We start from the raw sequence: 17,314 nt of genomic DNA on the forward strand, positions 1-17,314 counted from the left end.
GAGGGGCTGGCTCAGGCAGCCTGGCGGCTGCTGCGTGCGGCGACGCGGCGCTGACAGGCTTCACCGAAGGCCTGGAAGATCTTCACCGAATCGGGGTTCTGCGCGGCCTGCCACTCCGGATGCCACTGCACCGCGAACAGGAACGGCGACAGGCTGGGCGCGTGGATCGCCTCGACCAGGCCGTCCTCGGCAGTCGCCAGCACCTCGACGCCCTTGCCCAGCTTGCGAATGGCCTGGCCGTGCAGGGAGTTGACCTGAATCTCGTCCTTGCCCATCAGCTCGGCGAACCAGCTGCCGGCGACCGGGCGCACGCCATGGCTCGGCGCGTACTGCACGTCGACCGGGTCGTCGGGATTCTCCCGGTGGTCGTTGAAACCGGGCTCGGCATAGACCTTCTGGTAGATGTCGCCGCCCAGCGCGACGTTGATTTCCTGCATGCCACGGCAGATGGCGAAGATCGGCAGGCCACGGGCGATGGCGGCATGAATCAGCGGCAGGTCGAACAGGTCGCGATCACGGTCCTGGGTCTTGTTCGGCGTCTCGTTTTCCTGGCCGTAGAGCGCCGGGTCGATATTGCTGCCGGCACCGGTCAGGTACACGCCGTCGGCCATGTCCAGATACTGTTCGAGATCATCGGTACCGCAGCAGGTGGGCACCAGTACCGGCACGCAACCGGAAAAGTCGACCAGCGGCTGGATGTATTTGTGAGTCATTACCTGGTAGTCGTGGCCCTTGCGCTCTTGAGTGCCCATGGACATCAACACGACGGGTTTGCGGGGGGTGTTGCGGATCTTGTTGTCGGACATACGTCACCTTGGGACAGGCCGGGCCTGTCGTTGCTGTGCAGACCGATACCAGCGGAACGTCTCCGCTGTCGTATCCATGGCCTGTTTGGCTAACCCCGTGCACCAAGGCTCGTCCTGAGTCTGAGTGCCGCCATCCGACGGCGGCTCGAACCGGGTCCACTCGCGCCTGAGCGGGGCGATGACACAACTACCCGTTACCCGGTTCGGCAGCGGAATCTGCTGCCAGTCTGCCCGAGCCGTAAAATATGTCAAACAAAAGTGAGCAAAATCATTCACCCCGGCAGTTATCCACCGGCCGCGAAGGGCCCTGAAGAAGCCGGATAACGGTGCACACAAGCTCGTGAGCCGCGAATCGAAAGTCCAATATTTTAAACACCCGCATCTCGACGGTTCAGCGCCCCAGAGCGGCGTTCGCGGACAAAACCCTATATAATCTGCGGTTTCTCCACACTCACCGAGGACCTCCCTTGACCGCCCTGCCACCCTGCCCCAAGTGCAACTCCGAATACACCTACGAAGACGGCGATCAACTGGTCTGCCCCGAATGCGCCCACGAGTGGAAAGCCGGCGAGAACGCCGACGCGGGCGATGACGTGCGCGTGATCAAGGACTCGGTGGGCAACCCGCTGCAGGATGGCGACAGCGTCACCGTGATCAAGGACCTCAAGGTCAAGGGCTCGTCGCTGGTGGTCAAGGTGGGCACCAAGGTGAAGAACATCCGCCTGGTCGACGGCGATCACGACATCGACTGCAAGATCGACGGCATTGGCGCGATGAAGCTCAAGTCCGAGTTCGTGCGCAAGGTCTGAGCGACTACCCTCCTCGCAGAAATTGGCTAGCCTGAATACAGGTCCGCCACGAGGAAACCCGCCATGCGCAATCTGCTGCTCACTCTCCTGGTGCTGGCTGCACCCGTGGTAGCGGAGCCATGGCGCGTGGTGGGCGACGAGCAGTTCGCCCCCTACAGCTTCGTCACCATCGACGATGAGACGCCCCGCGGGCTGGATGTCGAACTGGTCGATGCGGTGCTGCGCGAGGCGCAGGTGCCGTACGAAATCCGCCTGTACCCCTGGGAACGGGTCAAGCGCATGCTCGACCGTGGCGACGTGCAGATGGCCTTTCAGTTCGCCGGCACCCCGCAGCGGCAGCAGCAGTACCTGCTGGTCGGCCCGCTGCGCAGCGGCTCCACCGTGTTCATGACCACCGCCAAGACCGCCATCGAAGACTGGCAGGACCTCGACGATCTGTCGCCCTACGTGATCGGGCAGGTGCGCGGCTATGCCTACGAAGAGAAGTTCGACCGCGCGGCGCTGTCCCGCGACACCAGTGCGCAGAACCCGCGCCAGCTGGTGTCGATGCTACTGGCCGGACGCATCGACATCATCGTCGGCGATCATGCCCAGCTGCTGTATTTCGTGCGTGAGCAGCGCGCCCAGGAGCAGGTACGGGTCCTGCCGCGCGCGCTGATCCAGATGCCCCGCTTCGTCGCCTTCGCCAAGGGCGATACCGAACATGCGCGGCAGTTCTCCGAGGCGCTGGTGCGCCTGCGCGAAGCCGGCACACTGGAGCAGATCCAGCAACGCTGGATGCAGTGAAGCGCTACTGCACCGGCAGGAAATTCAGCAGGAACAGACTCTGCGCATAGTTGGCCCCCATGCGCCGATAGCGCTCCTCGAGCACATGGGTCAGCAGATCGAGGCGCGCCACCATCTTGCCGAACTCCACCGCGTAGCTGAGGTTGCTGCCCTGTTCCGATATCTCGTTGGACAGCAGCAGTGGTCGCCCGGCGGCATCTCGGCGGTTGCTCAGCATCCAGGCGGCCTTCTCGAGATTGCGCGCGGCGTTATGGATGAACTGCGCATCGAAACTGTCGGTCAGGTAGAACTCGGTGCGCCCGCCATGGGCAGTCACCAGCATGCTGCCGATGGCATAGGTGAAGGCCGCCACCCGATCCCCCTGGAACGCCGGACTGAGCGAGTAGTCCAGCGCGGCGACGTCGCGTCGCCCGCCCAGCGTCGGCCAGTCCTGGTTGTATTCGATGGCGTGCTGGATCGCGCGCTCGGCGGCGGCGGCATCAGGGAAGGCACTCTTGCGCCACTCTCGCGGGTTGCGCAGATAGAGCTTGTTCATCAGACGGTACAGGCTGTTGAGGTTGTTGCGCATGGCCAGGGTGGCCATGCGGTCGACATCGCTCTGCAACAGTTCGGCCGGTTTCAGCGGGCTGCGCTTGTAGACGATGGAATCGTTGTCCAGACGGCCGCTGCAACCACCCAGCAGCAACAGCAAAGCCAGCCCCGGTACACACCACCGTTGCCAATAGGCTGCACTGTTCGTTGGCCTCGTTCCCATCCTGAGTTTCCCTGGCTGGCCTGCGCCGGAGTAGCACGAGCATCACTCAGAACCTCAGTAAAGCGCAAAAATTCCGTCCAGCCTGTGCCTTGGCGCATAAAGCGTGCCGAAGCCCCCTCGGCACGCCCGAAAAAACAGCGCCTCAGGCGGGACTGGCTGCCCACTGCTCCAGGCGCACCACACTCTCGCGATAGGGTTTGAGGCTCTTGGCCAGCAGGGTGATCGACATCAGCACCGCCAGGGTGGTGACAATCAGCAGCGAGTAGCGCAACGCAGCGTCGTCGGCGAAGACGAAATCGGTCACCAGCGCCACGGCGGTGGGCCCCACACCCAGGCCGAACAGGGTGATGACGAACAGGTAGATGGCCGAGGCCTGGCCGCGCATCGAGTTCGGCATGATCTCCTGAATCGCCGCCGGGGCGACGCCGAACGGCATGCTCAGGCAGAACACCGTCGGCGCCATCAGCACACTGGCCCAGAAGGCACTGTCCATCAGCGGAAACAGCACCACCATCGGCAAGGCGCCCAGTGCGGCATAGAGACCGACGCGCATGTTGGCGTCACTGCGCCCGCGCTTGGCCATCCAGTCCGCCAGGCGTCCACCGAAGACGATCCCCAGGCAGCCGAACACCGCGACGATACTGCCGTAGACGATGCCGACCTGGCTGGCATCCCAGCCATAGGTGCGGATGTAGAACGTCGGCACCCAGGCCGCGCTGCCGTAGCCTGCGAACGCCAGGCCGGCAAAGCCGAAGTTGTGCAGCAACACGGTCCGCCGGTTGGCGCGAATGTAGCGCCCGACCTCGCTGAGCGGCACCGCCACGCCAGCGCCGGCACCGCGTCGTGCTGGCTCCTTGACCGCCATCATCAGCAGGGTGAAGGTCACCCCGGCAGCGCCGAGGATGAGAAAGATCAGCTGCCACGGACGCACTTCGCCCAGCAGCGGCAAGGTCACCTCGCCCTGTGCCGAGGCCAGCTGGATGACCAGGCCACCGACCAGGAAGGCCAGCCCCGAGCCCAGGTAGACCCCCATCGAATAGACGCTGATCGCCGTGGCGCGGCGCTCGGCGGGAAAGCTGTCGGCGATCAGCGAATAGGCGGCAGGCGACAGTGCCGCCTCGCCGACACCGACGCCGATGCGGCAGAGCAGGAACTGCCAGTACATCCTGGCCATGCCGCAGGCAGCCGTGGCCGCGCTCCAGAACAGGATGCCCACGGCGATCAGGCCACGGCGGCTGCGGGTGTCGGCCACACGCCCCAGCGGAATGCCGCAGACGGTATAGAACAGGGCGAAGGACAACCCCATCAGCAGGCTCATCTGCGTGTCGTTGATCGCCAGATCGCGGCGGATCGGCTCGACCAGCAGGTTGAGAATCTGCCGATCGACGAAGGACAGGACGTACGCCACCATCAGGATGGCGACAGTGACCCAGGCGCGGGTACTGGAGGGATAGCCGTTATTGTTGTTATGCACGGACGCTCTCCTCGGCACCGCGTGACGCGATGCGCGGCGGTTGAATAGAGGCGCCAGCTTAGGACGATATAAAGAGCGGTGAGTATCGCCCGAAGGTGTTATCAGGTCGGCGAATGCTTCATACCCGCCGAGGCGAATGGTCCGAGCGGGCAAGCCGCGTCTGCAGCCGACACGGCGTTGCCAGCTGAGCGGAGGCTCAGATCATCAGGGGCGCCCGTTCGCACAAGGTCTTCAGCGCCGCGACCCAATCCGGGTGGTCATTCAGGCAGGGCACCAGTTGCAGGCTCTCGCCGCCGGCCTCGACGAACTGCTCGCGGCCACGGTCGCCGATCTCTTCGAGGGTCTCGATGCAGTCGGCGACGAAGGCCGGGCACATCACCAGCAGCTTCTTAACGCCCTGCGCGGCCAGTTCGTCGAGCCGGGTCTCGGTATAGGGTTCGATCCATTTCGCCCGACCCAGGCGCGACTGGAAGCTCACCGACCACTGCTCCGGGCGCAGGCCCATGCGCTCGGCGAACAGCTCGGCACTGCGCAGGCACTGGGCGCGATAACAATGCGCGAGCACCTGCGGCGACGCCGTGCGGCAGCAGTCGTCACCTTTCAGGCAGTGACCACTCGGGTCGAGCTTGTGCAGGTGACGCTCGGGCAGACCGTGGAAACTCAGCAGCAGGTGATCGAAGCCCTGCTGCAGATGCGGCTTGGCGCTGGCGACCAGGGCATCGAGGTACTCGGGCTGGTCATAGAACGGCGGCAGGCTGGACAGGCGCAGGTCGAGACCGCGCTCGCGCACCACCCGCCGGACCTCTTCGATCACCGTGGTGGTGGTGCTGTCGGCGAACTGCGGGTACAGCGGCGCCAGGGTGACCTGGCGAATGCCCTGCGCAGCCAGGCGCTGCAGGGTCGACTCGATGGACGGCTGGCCATAACGCATGGCCAGTTCGACCGGGCCGTGCGTCCAGTGCGCCTTCATCGCTTCCTGCAGGCGACGGCTGAGCACGATCAGCGGCGAACCCTCATCCCACCAGATCGAGGCATAGGCATGCGCCGAGGCCGCCGGGCGCTTGATCAGGATCAGCGACACCAGCAGGCGACGCAGCGGCCAGGGCAGATCGACCACATAGGGGTCCATCAGGAACTGGTTCAGGTAGCGGCGGACATCGGCTACTTCGGTAGACGCGGGCGAACCCAGGTTAACCAGCAACAATGCGTGATCGGTCATGCGAAATCCTAGTCATTGATGGCTCAGCAGGTCGACCAGAGCCACATCCAGATGGGTGAAACGAAAACTGAAGCCCGCCTCGAGCAAGCGCCTCGGCAGTGCACGCTGGCCGCCAAGCAGCAGCTCGGACATCTCCCCGAGCGCGGCACGCAGGACGAACGCCGGCGCCGGCAACAGGGTCGGGCGGCTCAGTGCCTGGCCCAGCGCCCTGGTGAACTCGGCGTTGCGCGCCGGGATGGGCGCGCAGGCATTATAAGGACCGCGGGCGTCAGCATGCTGCAAGAGAAAATCGATCAGGGCGATTTGATCGGCGATATGGATCCAGGGCATCCATTGCCGGCCATCGCCAAGCCGGCCGCCGACGCCCAGGCGAAATGGCAGGAGCAGGCGCTTGAGCATGCCACCATCGGCACTCAGCACCAGACCGGTGCGCAGCAGCACCACGCGCATGCCCAGTGCCTCGGCACGCAGCGCGGTTTCCTCCCAGGCACCGCACAGCTGTGCAGCGAAGTCCTCGGTGACCGGCTGGGCGCTCTCGTCCAGCTCGCGCTCGCCGCCGTTGCCGTACCAGCCCACCGCCGAACCCGACAGCAGCACGGCGGGACGCTGCTCGCGAGCCTGCAGCCAGGCCAGCAGCTGTTCGCTGAGGCCGATACGGCTGGCCCACAGCAGCGCCTTGCGCTTGCTGCTCCAGGGACGGTCGGCGATCGGCGCGCCGGCCAGGTTGATCACCGCATCCAGGGGCTCCTCGCCCAGCTCCTCGAGGCGGGCGATGCCGCGGACATCCGCGCCGCAGAGCGCCGCGACCTTGCCCGGCTGGCGGCTCCAGACGGTGAGACGGTGACCCTGTTCAGTCCAGTGGGCGCACAACGCACGACCGATCAGGCCGGTACCGCCGGTCAGCAGGATATGCATGGCATCGTCCTCGCATGGCATTGGAAGAAACTTCGCCTTTAGTCTGGTTTATGACGCGCACAGGTGCCGCGTTTGTCCTAAACCTAAAGCAAGGGAGCAGCACTTTCGGCGACAGCTGTACATGAAAACATTCTTGTATAGCTTTTGTCCAAACCGTAGCCTGTAATGCATTCAGCGCTGACGAGGTAACCATGAACGCACCCATCGCCATCATCGGCACCGGTATCGCAGGGCTTTCCGCCGCCCAGGCCCTGCATGCCGCCGGGCTAGAGATCGAACTGTTCGACAAGAGCCGTGGCAGCGGTGGGCGCATGGCCAGCAAGCGCAGCGATGCCGGCAGCCTGGACCTCGGCGCCCAGTACTTCACCGCGCGTGACCGGCGCTTCGTCGAAGTGGTCCAGCAGTGGCAGGCCCGTGGCTGGGTCGCGGAATGGACCCCGGGCCTGTACAACGCCCGCGATGGCCTGCTCAGCGCCTCGCCGGACGAACAGCTGCGCTGGGTCGGCAGCCCGCGCATGAGCGCCATCACCCGCGCCCTGCTCGGCGCGCTGCCGGTGAAGTTCAGCTGCCGCATCACCGAAGTCTTTCGCGGTGATCGCTACTGGAGCCTGCAGGATGCCGAGGGCAACAGTCACGGCCCCTACAGCCACGTCATCATCGCCACGCCGGCGCCACAGGCCAGTGCCCTGCTGGCCGCGGCGCCGAAGCTCGCCGGGGCTGCCGCCAGCGTGATCATGGAGCCGACCTGGGCCGTGGCCCTGGGCTTCGACACGCCACTGGATACGCGCGTCGAAGGCTGCTTCGTGCAGGACAGTCCGCTCGACTGGCTGGCGCGCAACCGCAGCAAACCCGGTCGCGACAACCGCCTGGATACCTGGGTGCTGCACGCCAGCAGCGTCTGGAGCCGGCAGCACCTGGACCTGCCCAGGGAAGCCGTGATCGAGCAGCTGCACGGCGCCTTCGCCGAGCTGATCGGCTGCGCCGTACCGCCACCGAGCTTCACCCTCGCCCACCGCTGGCTCTACGCGCGCCCGGCGCAGACGCACCAGTGGGGGGCGCTGGCCGATGCCGACCTGGGCCTGTACGCCTGCGGCGACTGGTGCCTGTCCGGCCGGGTCGAAGGAGCCTGGCTCAGCGGCCAGGACGTCGCCCGGCGGCTGCTCGAACACCTGCAATGAGCCCAGCCGAAAAACGCCGGCTCAACCCACGCAAGCTGCTGCTGTCGAAATGGACGGCCGTGCAGCCGCGCAATCGCGAGCGCCATTTCCTGGTCACCGAACTGATTCGCGACGAAGACGACAACGTCCTCGCGGTCGAACTGCAGGCGGTGCTCACGCGCCGCAGCCAGCACCTCGACTGGCGGCAGCTGCAGGATACCGAGCGCTGGCTGCAAGGCTGGCGCTGATAGCTGTCAGCGCATCATCAGCCGCGACCAATAGCGATACAAAAGCTGTACAAAGAATTTGACTTGTACAACAGCACCTCTAAGATAAACAGAAATTGTACACGGACAGCCTTGTGTACAAGATCTTGGAGGTCTGGTCATGCACGCGAGCAAAGCCAAGCTGGGGATAAGCGCCTGCCTGCTGGGGGCCGAGGTCCGCTATAACGGCGGCCACAAGCTTTCACGCCTGTGCAGCCGCAGCCTGACCGAGCACTTCGATTTCATCCCGGTGTGCCCGGAGGTCGGCATCGGCATGCCGATTCCGCGCGAGCCGATCCGCCTGGTCGGCGATCCGCAGGCACCGCGTGCGGTCGGCACGGTCGAGCGTTCACGTGACGTCACCGACGCCCTGGCGGCCTACGCCGAGCGGATGGCCAGCGAACTGCAGGGCATCAGCGGTTACATCTTCATGCAGCAGTCGCCGTCCTGCGGCCTGGAGCGGGTCAAGGTGTACCAGGAGGGCGAGCGCCCCAGCGAACCGGGACGTGGCATCTTCGCCGCCGCGTTCTGTGCACGCCACCCGGACCTGCCGGTGGAGGAAGACGGGCGCCTCAACGACCCGGTGCTGCGCGAAAACTTCATCACCCGCGTCTACGCCCACGCCGAATGGCAGCGCCTGCTGCAACAGGGCCTGACACGGCGCGCCCTGATCGCCTTCCACTCGCGCTACAAATACCTGCTCATGGCCACCGACCCCATGCGCTACAAGTCGCTCGGCCGCCTGCTCGGCCGGCTCGCCGACTATGACCTCGCCGACCTGGCGCCGCAGTACTTCAGCGAGCTGATGAGCGCACTGAAGAAATGCGCCACCCGTGGCACCCACAGCAACGTCCTGCAGCACCTGAGCGGCTACCTCAAGCGCGCCCTGAGCGCCGACGAGAAGCAGGAAATGCAGCAGCTGATCGGCCAGTACCGCGACGGCATCGTGCCGCTGGTAGTGCCGCTGACGCTGCTCAAGCATCACTTCCGCCGCCATCCGGACCGCTACATCGCCGAGCAGGCCTACCTGCAGCCGCACCCCGAGCCACTCAGCCTGCGCAACGCGCTGTAGCACCATGAGCCACGAACGCAGCGCCGCTGCAGACAGCGGCCAGGACTATCGCCAGGCACTCGACGAGGGCTACCTGCCGATTCGCGAAGTGGCGCGCAGCACCGGCGTCAATGCCGTGACCCTGCGTGCCTGGGAGCGGCGCTACGGGCTGATCGTGCCCTACCGCACGCCCAAGGGTCATCGTCTCTACTCGCCGGCCAATCTCGAACGCATCCACGCCATCCTCGCCTGGCTGGCACGCGGCGTTGCAGTGGGCCAGGTCAAGGCCCTGCTCGACCATGGCCAGCAACCCCAGGCCGCCGGCAACGACAACTGGTCGCGCCAGCGCAGCGAGCTGCTGGGCTGCATCGCCGAGTTCAACGAACGGCGCCTGGACGAACGCTTCAACGCCGCGCTGGCGCTGTACCCGGTCAGCACCCTGGCAGGACAGCTGCTCTGGCCACTGCTCGGCGACCTGCGCCAGCGCTGGCAGGGCCAGTTCTGCGCCCGCGCCGAGCAGGTGTTCTTTCTCTCCTGGCTGCGCAGCAAGCTGGCCACCCGCATCTATCACAGCAACCGCCAGGTCGGCGGCGCCCCGCTGCTGCTGGTCAACCTGGGCGAGGCGCCCATGGAGCCGGGCCTGTGGCTGTGCGCCTGGCTGGCCAGCGCCAGCGACTGCCCGGTGGAAATCTTCGACTGGCCGCTGCCGTACAGCGAACTGCTCACCGCGCTCGAGCATATCGCCCCTCGCGCGCTGCTGCTGTACGCCGAGCAGGCCCTGGACGGTGTGCAGGTGCGCCGCCAGCTGCCACGCCTGGCCGAACAATGTCCGGTGCCGCTGCTGATCGCCGGCCCCGCCACTCACATCCATCGCGACGCCCTGAGCGAACTGCAGTCGGCCAGTGATCCGCTGGCCGCCCACGCCTGGCTGCTGCGCCACGGCCTGCTCGGCATGCACGAGGTAACCCCATGCAACGACTGATGTGGTTGCGCACTGACCTGCGCACCCAGGACAACACCGCTCTCAGCGAGGCCATGCTGAGTGGTCCGACCATCGCCCTGTACCTGATCACTCCGCAGCAGTGGCAGCGCCACGACGACGCGCCGTGCAAGGTGGACTTCTGGCTGCGCAACCTGGCCGAGCTGCAGCGCGCGCTGGCCAGGCTCAACGTGCCGCTGCTGATACGCCACTGCGCGGACTGGGGCGACGCCCCCACCCAGCTCGCCGAGGTCTGCCACCAGCACAACGTCTGCGCCGTCCACGTCAACGAGGAATACGGCGTCAACGAGAGCCTGCGCGACCAGCAGGTCGCCGCCTACCTCAGGCAGCAGGACATCGCCTGGCACAGCCACCTCGACCAGCTGTTCTTCCGGCCCGGCAGCGTGCTGACCCGCTCCGGCGGCTACTTCCAGGTCTACAGCCAGTTCCGCAAGGTCTGCTACGAGCGCCTGCACAGCGCCCTGCCCGCCTGCATCGCGCCACTCAGGCCGCAGGCGCCGCTGGCCATCGCCAGCGACCCGACTCCCGAGGCGGTCGCCGGTTTCACCACGCCCGGCGCCAGTCTGCGCGAGCTGTGGCCGGCCGGCGAAGACGCAGCCCAGCAACGCCTACAGCGCTTCGCCGATGAACAGGTGAGCGAATACGATCGCCAGCGCGACTTCCCGGCCCGCCCCGGTACCAGTCAGTTGTCGGCCTACCTGGCCGCCGGCGTGCTGTCGCCACGCCAGTGCCTGCATGCCGCCCTGTCCGCCAACCAGGGCGAGTTCGACAGCGGCAACCCCGGCGCCGTCACCTGGATCAACGAGCTGCTCTGGCGCGAGTTCTACAAGCACATCCTGGTCGGCTACCCGCGCGTCTCGCGCCATCGCGCCTTCCGCCTGGAAACCGAGGCCCTGCGCTGGCGTGATGCCCCGCAGGAGCTGGCCGCCTGGCAGGAAGGGCGCACCGGCCTGCCGCTCATCGATGCCGCCATGCGCCAGTTGCAGGCGACCGGCTGGATGCACAACCGCCTGCGCATGGTCGTGGCCATGTTCCTGACCAAGAACCTGCTGATCGACTGGCGCGAGGGCGAGCGCTTCTTCATGCGCCAGCTGATCGACGGCGACCTCGCCGCGAACAACGGCGGCTGGCAGTGGAGCGCCTCCACCGGAACCGACGCCGCGCCGTACTTCCGCATCTTCAACCCCATCAGCCAGTCGCAGAAGTTCGACCCCGACGGCCATTTCATTCGCCACTGGCTGCCGGAGCTGGCCTCGCTGAACAAGCGCGACATCCATGACCCGGCGGCACTCGGAGGTCTGTTCGCCCCCTCCGGCTACCCACGGCCGATCGTCGACCTGTCGCGCTCGCGTGAACGTGCGCTGAGCGCCTTCAAGGACCTCAATGCGCGGGAAGTTCCGGCATGAGCGAGTTCCTGCGTGGTTTCGCCGAGCGCTTCGCCGCGCTGGACAAGGACAGCCTCGACCAGCTGGACGAGCTGTACAGCGACGACGTGCGGTTCCAGGACCCGCTGCACGAGGTACAGGGCCTCGGCGCCGTGCGCCGCTACTTCGCCGAGCTGTATGCCAACGTCGACGCGCTGCACTTCGAGTTCCACGGTTTCGATCAGGTCGCCGACGGCGAGGGCTACCTGCGCTGGACCATGCGCTATCGCCACCCACGCCTGCGCGGCGGCGAGGAGATCGCGGTGGCGGGCTGCTCGCACCTGCTCTGGCGCGAACGCGTGTATCGGCACCGTGATTACTTCGATGCCGGCGCCCTGCTCTACGAACACCTGCCGCTGCTCGGTGGCGTGATCGCCTGGTTGAAACGGAGGCTGGCATGAAACGCATCTGGCTGACCGGGGCGAGCAGCGGCATCGGCGCCGCTCTGGCCGAGGAACTGTTGCGCGGCGGCCATCGCCTGGCGCTGAGTGCCCGCAGCCAGGCGCCGTTGCAGGCATTGGCCGCACGCTACGGCGAGCAGGTGCTGGTAGTTCCTGGCGATCTGACCGACGCCGGTCAGGTGCGCGCCATCGGCGCCGCCATCGCCCGGCACTGGGGCGCACTGGACTGCGCGATCCTCAATGCCGGCACCTGCGAGTACATCGACGCGCGCCAGTTCGAGGCGGCGATGATCGAACGCGTGGTCAGCGCCAACCTGTTCTCCGCCAGCCACTGCATCGAGGCGGCGCTGCCACTGCTGCGCCAGGGCCACCGCCCGCACCTGGTCGGCGTCGGCAGCTCGGTCACCTACCTGGCGCTGCCACGCTCGGAGGCCTATGGCGCATCCAAGGCGGCGCTGCGCTACCTGCTGCAGAGCCTGCGTGTCGATCTGGCAGCGGAAGGCATCGATGTCACCCTGGTCAGTCCGGGCTTCGTCGACACCCCGCTGACGCAGCAGAACGACTTCCCCATGCCCATGCGCTGGCCGGTCGAACGCGCCGCCCGGCACATCGCCGCGCGCCTGCCGCGACGTCCGCACGAAATCGCCTTTCCCACCCCCTTCATCACCGCACTGCGACTGCTCGGCAGCCTGCCCAGCAGCCTGCAGCTGGCCATCGGTCGCCGCCTGGCACGCAACGAGGACACCCCATGAAGATCGCCATCGTCGGCAGCGGCATCGCCGGGCTGACCTGTGCCTACCTGCTCAATCGCAAGCACGACATCCAGGTGTTCGAGGCCAGCGACTGGATCGGTGGCCACACCCACACCGTCGATGTGCAGGTGGAAGGTCGTCGCTATGCCATCGACACCGGCTTCATCGTCTTCAACGACTGGACCTACCCCAATTTCATTCGCCTGCTCGGGCAGGTCGGTGTGGCGTTCAAGCCTACCGAGATGAGCTTCTCGGTCAGCGACCCGAGCAGCGGCGTGGAATACAACGGTCACGACCTCAACAGCCTGTTCGCCCAGCGCAGCAACCTGTGGTCGCCGGCGTTCTGGGGCATGCTGCGCGACATCCTGCGTTTCAATCGACAGTCGCTGGACGACCTCGCCAGCGACCGTATCGACGCCGACACCACGCTCGGCCAGTACCTGCAACGCAACGGCTACGGGCGGCGCTTCATCGAGCACTACATCGTGCCCATGGGCTCGGCGATCTGGTCGATGTCGCTGGCCGACATGCTCGGTTTCCCGCTGCAGTTCTTCGTGCGTTTCTGCAAGAACCACGGCCTGCTCTCGGTCAGCGACCGCCCGACCTGGCAGGTGATCGAGGGTGGCTCGCGCAGCTACGTGGCGCCGTTGACCGCCAGCTTCGCCGAGCGCATCCGCCTCAACTGCCCGGTCAGCCGGGTGGTGCGCGACGACAACGGCGTGACCCTGCACAGCGCGGCCGGCGAGGAGCGCTTCGACAAGGTGGTGTTCGCCTGCCACAGCGACCAGGCCCTGGCCCTGCTCGACCAGGCCAGCACGGCGGAACGGGATATCCTCGGCGCCCTGCCCTACGCCAGCAACGACGTGGTCCTGCACACCGACACCCGCCTGCTGCCCGAGCGCGAACTGGCCTGGGCCAGCTGGAACTATCGCCTGGGCGGGCCGAGCGACCAGCCGGCCGCCGTGACCTACAACATGAACATCCTGCAGGGTATCGACAGCGCGACCACCTTCTGCGTCAGCCTCAACCAGAGCGCCGCCATCGATCCGGGCAAGATCCTCGCGCGCTTTCGCTATGCCCACCCGCAGTACAGCCTGGCCGGCACCGCCGCCCAGGCCCGCTGGCAGGAGCTGCAAGGCGCGCAGAACAGCTACTTCTGCGGCGCCTACTGGGCCAATGGCTTCCACGAGGACGGCGTGGTCAGCGCACTGCGCGTGGCCCGCGCCTTCGGAGAGACGCTGTGATGCACAGCGCCCTGTACAGTGGCTGGGTGCAGCATCGCCGCTTCGCCCCGCGCGCCCATGCGTTCCGCTACCGCATGGGCCTGCTGTACCTCGACCTGGACGAGCAGGCGCAGCTGTTCGCCCTCTCGCCGCTGGCCGGCTCGGGCCGCTGCGCGCCCTTCGCCTTCCGCGAGCGCGACTACCTGCCCGTGTTCACCCGCCAGGGCATGGCCCTGCACGAAGCGGTGCGCAACCTGGTGCAGGAGGCGCTGGGCGTTCGCCCGCAAGGGCGCATCTGCGTGCTGACGCAGCCGCGCAGCTGGGGCCTGGCCTTCAATCCGGTCAGCCTCTTCTACTGCCATGACGACGACGATCGTCTGCTGGCGATTCTCTGCGAGGTCAGCAACACCCCCTGGCGCGAGCGCTATCACTACGTGGTACCCGCCAGCGCCGACGGCCACCAGCGCATTCGCGTGGCCAAGGCCTTCCATGTCTCGCCCTTCCTGCCACGCGACCTGGAATACCGCATGAGCTTCAGCCCGGTCGGCGAACGCCTCGGCCTGCACATGGCCGACTGGCAAGGCGAGCGCAAGCTGTTCGACGCCAGCCTCAGCCTGCACCGCCAGGCCCTCGACCGCGCCGGCCTGCACCGCTACCTGCTGGGCTTCCCCTGGATGACCGGCAAGACCCTCGCCGCCATCTACTGGCAGGCGCTGCGCCTGTTGCTCAAGCGCATGCCGATTTTCGACCACACGCCTGCGGAAGGCCGCTTCCGCGTTGCCCGCCCACAAGTGAAGGACATGCCCCATGAAAAGCTCTAGCCTGATCGCCAGCAGAAGCCTGGTCCGCAGCGGCAACGGCATCGGTGCCGGTCTGCTGCGGCGTGCCGTACTGCGCCAGCTGGCCAACCTGCGACACGGCCTGCTGCTGGTTCATGAGGGCAGCGAGGTGCTGCACTTCGGCACGCCGCAGAGCAGCCAGCGAGCCGAGATCCGGGTCAACGATCCGGCAGTCTGGGGCCTGGTCGCCGGCAATGGCTCGATCGGCGCCGGCGAGGCCTACATCCATGGCTACTGGAGCACCCCGGACCTCACCGCGGTGGTGCGCATCTTCGTCGCCAACCTCGACGTCCTCGACGCCATGGAAAGCGGCCTGGCACGCCTGGGGCGACCGCTGATCCAGGGCCTGCACTGGCTCAATCGCAACACCCGGCAGGGCTCGCGGCGCAACATCGCGGCGCACTACGACCTGGGCAACGACCTGTTCGAGCAGTTTCTCGACCCGACCATGATGTACTCCGCAGCGATGTTCCTGCGCGGTGACGACAGCCTGCAACAGGCGCAGCTCAACAAGCTGCAGCGCATCTGCGAGAAGCTCGCGCTGCAACCGTCCGACCACCTGCTGGAGATCGGCACCGGCTGGGGCAGCATGGCCATCTACGCCGCCAGCCAATATGGCTGCAGGGTGACCACCACCACCCTGTCGCGCGAGCAGTACGCCTACACCGAACGACGCATCCGCGAGCAGGGCCTGGAGGATCGCGTCACCCTGCTGCTGGAGGACTACCGCGACCTCGAGGGCCAGTACGACAAGCTGGTCTCGATCGAAATGATCGAAGCCGTCGGCCATCGTTTCCTGCCCACCTACTTCGAGCAATGCGCGCGACTGCTCAAACCCGAGGGGCTGATGCTGCTGCAGGCCATCACCATTCGCGACCAGCGCTATGAGCAGGCCCGCCAGTCGGTGGACTTCATCCAGCGCTACATCTTCCCCGGCGGTGCCCTGCCGTCGATGCACAAGATGCTGGAAGTGATCAGCCGCCACACCGACCTCAACCTGCATCACATGGAGGACTTCGGCCTGCACTACGCGCGCACCCTGCGCCTGTGGCGCGAGAACCTGAGCCAGGCACGCCAGCGCCTGGAGCGACTGGGCTACGACGACTACTTCTACCGCCTGTGGGAGTTCTACCTGTGCTACTGCGAGGGCGGCTTCCTCGAGCGCACCATCGGCACCGCACAGCTGCTGCTGGCCAAGCCCGGCGCCCGGCCGCTGCCGCAGTACGTGCAGCCCTCGACGTTGGCCTGAGCAACCAAGTGACCTAGACTGCCCGGCCCCAACGCTCCTCAGGAACCTGCCGATGCCCCGCCTGCTTGCCAATGCCCTTCTGTTCCAGCTCGGCTGGCTGGTCTGCGTGTTCGCCGGCGACAGCCCCTGGCTGCTGGCCGTGGCCGCGATCATCGCGGTGCATCTGCTCTGGGTCAGCAGCTGGGCCGCCGAAGGCAAACTGCTGCTCAGCGTGTTCCTCGCAGGCAGTGCGCTGGACAGCTTCCTGCTCAACCTCGGCGTCTTCGATTTCGGCGAGCCACGCCAGTTGATTCCGCTGTGGCTGGCGCTGCTTTGGCTGTTGCTGGCCAGCACCCTCAACCACTGCCTGGCCTGGACCGCCCAGCCCTGGTGGCGCGGCAGCCTGCTCGGCGCGCTGGCCGCGCCCCTGTCGTACTACGCCGGCGCCCGGCTCGCAGGGGTCACGCTGCCGCTGGGCACCGGGCCGACGCTGGCCATCCTGGCGCTGACCTGGGCCGTCGTGATGCCGGTGCTGCATGGTTTCGCCCGACTGTATCGGGCGCAATACGAACAACAGCTGCGCAGCCGGCGCAGCGCACCCTAGCGGTTCCCCCTGACGCGAAAAGGCCGGGCAGATGCCCGGCCTTTTCGTCTGCAGCGCAGGCTCAGAAGCTCATGCGGTAATGCAGGGTGTAGGCTTCGGCACCATCGTTCGGCTGCTTGAGGCCGGCGTTGGAGTAGTGCAGCGCACGCAGGCCGATCTCCTGGCCGGAGAAACGCAGGCCGACACCGATGCGGTCCTCGAACTGGAAGGAGGAACCCAGCTCGTTGCCCTCCAGCTCGGTGCTGGAAAAGGCGGCCACGCCGATACCCGCTTCGATGTAGGGACGCACGCTCTGCCCGGCGAACTCATAGACGAATACCGGCGCGAAGGACAGGCTGTGGTTGCTCGCCGTGTCGTCGCCATCCCAGTAGGTATAACCCAGGTCCCAGTAGCCGGTCAGGCGGCCAACGCTGCTCTCGAACCAGCTCTTGTCCCAGTCCCACTGTGCACCCAGGCGGTACACCATGGTCGAATCCCCACTCTGGCCGATGGCGGCGGTGACATCCGCTGCTTGTGCAGCCCCCATCATTCCCAACGACAGCGCCGCGCTTGCAGCTAAGGCGTACAACTTCTTCATGAGTCATTCCTTTAAGTAGCGAGAGTTTT

At 66.4% G+C, this 17,314-nt stretch carries 19 protein-coding genes; 13 read left to right on the forward strand and 6 right to left on the reverse strand.

What is annotated here, in order from left to right; genetic code table 11:
- Nucleotides 1-11: 11 nt before the first annotated feature.
- Nucleotides 12-806 (reverse strand): gamma-glutamyl-gamma-aminobutyrate hydrolase family protein, encoded by a 795-nt coding sequence (locus EPK82_RS19595; protein ID WP_047592383.1) that lies wholly within the window; start codon nucleotides 804-806, stop codon nucleotides 12-14.
- 467 nt (nucleotides 807-1,273) lie between these two features.
- Between EPK82_RS19595 and EPK82_RS19600 the strand changes: the two genes are divergently transcribed.
- Entirely contained in the window at nucleotides 1,274-1,615 is a 342-nt protein-coding gene (locus EPK82_RS19600) for a zinc ribbon domain-containing protein YjdM (RefSeq protein WP_037046925.1), read from the forward strand.
- A gap of 63 nt (nucleotides 1,616-1,678) precedes the next feature.
- Nucleotides 1,679-2,401, forward strand: a complete 723-nt coding sequence (locus tag EPK82_RS19605) for a substrate-binding periplasmic protein (protein ID WP_037046922.1) — start codon at nucleotides 1,679-1,681, stop codon at nucleotides 2,399-2,401.
- A 4-nt stretch (nucleotides 2,402-2,405) separates the two neighbouring features.
- Here the strand turns inward: EPK82_RS19605 and EPK82_RS19610 are convergent, their stop codons facing one another.
- From EPK82_RS19610 to EPK82_RS19625, 4 genes are all read right to left on the reverse strand, one after another.
- The gene (locus tag EPK82_RS19610) at nucleotides 2,406-3,155 is read right to left on the reverse strand and encodes a hypothetical protein (protein WP_244230055.1); all 750 of its coding nucleotides are present in this window, start codon (nucleotides 3,153-3,155) and stop codon (nucleotides 2,406-2,408) included.
- Between the two features lie 142 nt (nucleotides 3,156-3,297).
- A complete protein-coding gene (locus tag EPK82_RS19615; RefSeq protein ID WP_037046921.1) occupies nucleotides 3,298-4,629 on the reverse strand; it encodes a spinster family MFS transporter in 1,332 nt (443 codons plus the stop codon).
- Between the two features lie 196 nt (nucleotides 4,630-4,825).
- A complete protein-coding gene (gene hemH / locus EPK82_RS19620; protein WP_134677744.1) occupies nucleotides 4,826-5,848 on the reverse strand; it encodes a ferrochelatase in 1,023 nt (340 codons plus the stop codon).
- 12 nt (nucleotides 5,849-5,860) lie between these two features.
- Nucleotides 5,861-6,763: a TIGR01777 family oxidoreductase gene (locus EPK82_RS19625; RefSeq protein ID WP_037047408.1), complete on the reverse strand. Its 903-nt coding sequence runs from the start codon at nucleotides 6,761-6,763 to the stop codon at nucleotides 5,861-5,863.
- Between the two features lie 191 nt (nucleotides 6,764-6,954).
- Between EPK82_RS19625 and EPK82_RS19630 the strand changes: the two genes are divergently transcribed.
- From EPK82_RS19630 to EPK82_RS19680, 11 genes are all read left to right on the forward strand, one after another.
- Complete coding sequence (locus EPK82_RS19630; RefSeq protein ID WP_134677745.1) at nucleotides 6,955-7,941, forward strand: NAD(P)/FAD-dependent oxidoreductase; 987 nt, start codon at nucleotides 6,955-6,957, stop codon at nucleotides 7,939-7,941.
- Complete coding sequence (locus EPK82_RS19635) at nucleotides 7,938-8,168, forward strand: TIGR02450 family Trp-rich protein (protein ID WP_047592395.1); 231 nt, start codon at nucleotides 7,938-7,940, stop codon at nucleotides 8,166-8,168. Before EPK82_RS19630 ends, EPK82_RS19635 begins: the two co-directional genes overlap by 4 nt.
- Before the next feature lie 139 nt (nucleotides 8,169-8,307).
- Nucleotides 8,308-9,258: a YbgA family protein gene (locus tag EPK82_RS19640; protein WP_134677746.1), complete on the forward strand. Its 951-nt coding sequence runs from the start codon at nucleotides 8,308-8,310 to the stop codon at nucleotides 9,256-9,258.
- A 4-nt stretch (nucleotides 9,259-9,262) separates the two neighbouring features.
- On the forward strand, nucleotides 9,263-10,219 hold the full coding sequence (locus EPK82_RS19645; protein ID WP_037046911.1) for a MerR family transcriptional regulator: 957 nt from the start codon (nucleotides 9,263-9,265) through the stop codon (nucleotides 10,217-10,219).
- Nucleotides 10,207-11,643, forward strand: coding sequence for a deoxyribodipyrimidine photo-lyase (gene phrB / locus EPK82_RS19650; RefSeq protein ID WP_134677747.1), 1,437 nt, complete (start codon nucleotides 10,207-10,209; stop codon nucleotides 11,641-11,643). Before EPK82_RS19645 ends, phrB begins: the two co-directional genes overlap by 13 nt.
- Complete coding sequence (locus EPK82_RS19655; protein ID WP_037046908.1) at nucleotides 11,640-12,062, forward strand: nuclear transport factor 2 family protein; 423 nt, start codon at nucleotides 11,640-11,642, stop codon at nucleotides 12,060-12,062. Before phrB ends, EPK82_RS19655 begins: the two co-directional genes overlap by 4 nt.
- Nucleotides 12,059-12,814 carry an SDR family NAD(P)-dependent oxidoreductase gene (locus EPK82_RS19660; RefSeq protein WP_134677748.1) on the forward strand — a complete coding sequence of 252 codons (756 nt, stop codon included), beginning with the start codon at nucleotides 12,059-12,061 and terminating at the stop codon, nucleotides 12,812-12,814. The genes EPK82_RS19655 and EPK82_RS19660 overlap by 4 nt, the downstream gene beginning before the upstream one ends.
- The gene (locus EPK82_RS19665) at nucleotides 12,811-14,058 is read left to right on the forward strand and encodes an NAD(P)/FAD-dependent oxidoreductase (protein ID WP_134677749.1); all 1,248 of its coding nucleotides are present in this window, start codon (nucleotides 12,811-12,813) and stop codon (nucleotides 14,056-14,058) included. The genes EPK82_RS19660 and EPK82_RS19665 overlap by 4 nt, the downstream gene beginning before the upstream one ends.
- Nucleotides 14,058-14,858: a DUF1365 domain-containing protein gene (locus tag EPK82_RS19670; RefSeq protein ID WP_037046901.1), complete on the forward strand. Its 801-nt coding sequence runs from the start codon at nucleotides 14,058-14,060 to the stop codon at nucleotides 14,856-14,858. Before EPK82_RS19665 ends, EPK82_RS19670 begins: the two co-directional genes overlap by 1 nt.
- Nucleotides 14,845-16,125, forward strand: a complete 1,281-nt coding sequence (locus EPK82_RS19675; protein ID WP_134677750.1) for an SAM-dependent methyltransferase — start codon at nucleotides 14,845-14,847, stop codon at nucleotides 16,123-16,125. The genes EPK82_RS19670 and EPK82_RS19675 overlap by 14 nt, the downstream gene beginning before the upstream one ends.
- Nucleotides 16,126-16,177: 52 nt before the next feature.
- Nucleotides 16,178-16,708, forward strand: coding sequence for a DUF2878 domain-containing protein (locus EPK82_RS19680; RefSeq protein WP_134677751.1), 531 nt, complete (start codon nucleotides 16,178-16,180; stop codon nucleotides 16,706-16,708).
- Nucleotides 16,709-16,769: 61 nt separating this feature from the next.
- Here the strand turns inward: EPK82_RS19680 and EPK82_RS19685 are convergent, their stop codons facing one another.
- Nucleotides 16,770-17,285 (reverse strand): acyloxyacyl hydrolase, encoded by a 516-nt coding sequence (locus EPK82_RS19685; RefSeq protein WP_134677752.1) that lies wholly within the window; start codon nucleotides 17,283-17,285, stop codon nucleotides 16,770-16,772.
- Between the last annotated feature and the right edge of the window lie 29 nt (nucleotides 17,286-17,314).

It is taken from the genome of Ectopseudomonas khazarica, from assembly GCF_004521985.1.
In the GTDB taxonomy this organism is placed as follows: Bacteria; Pseudomonadota; Gammaproteobacteria; order Pseudomonadales; family Pseudomonadaceae; genus Aquipseudomonas; species Aquipseudomonas khazarica.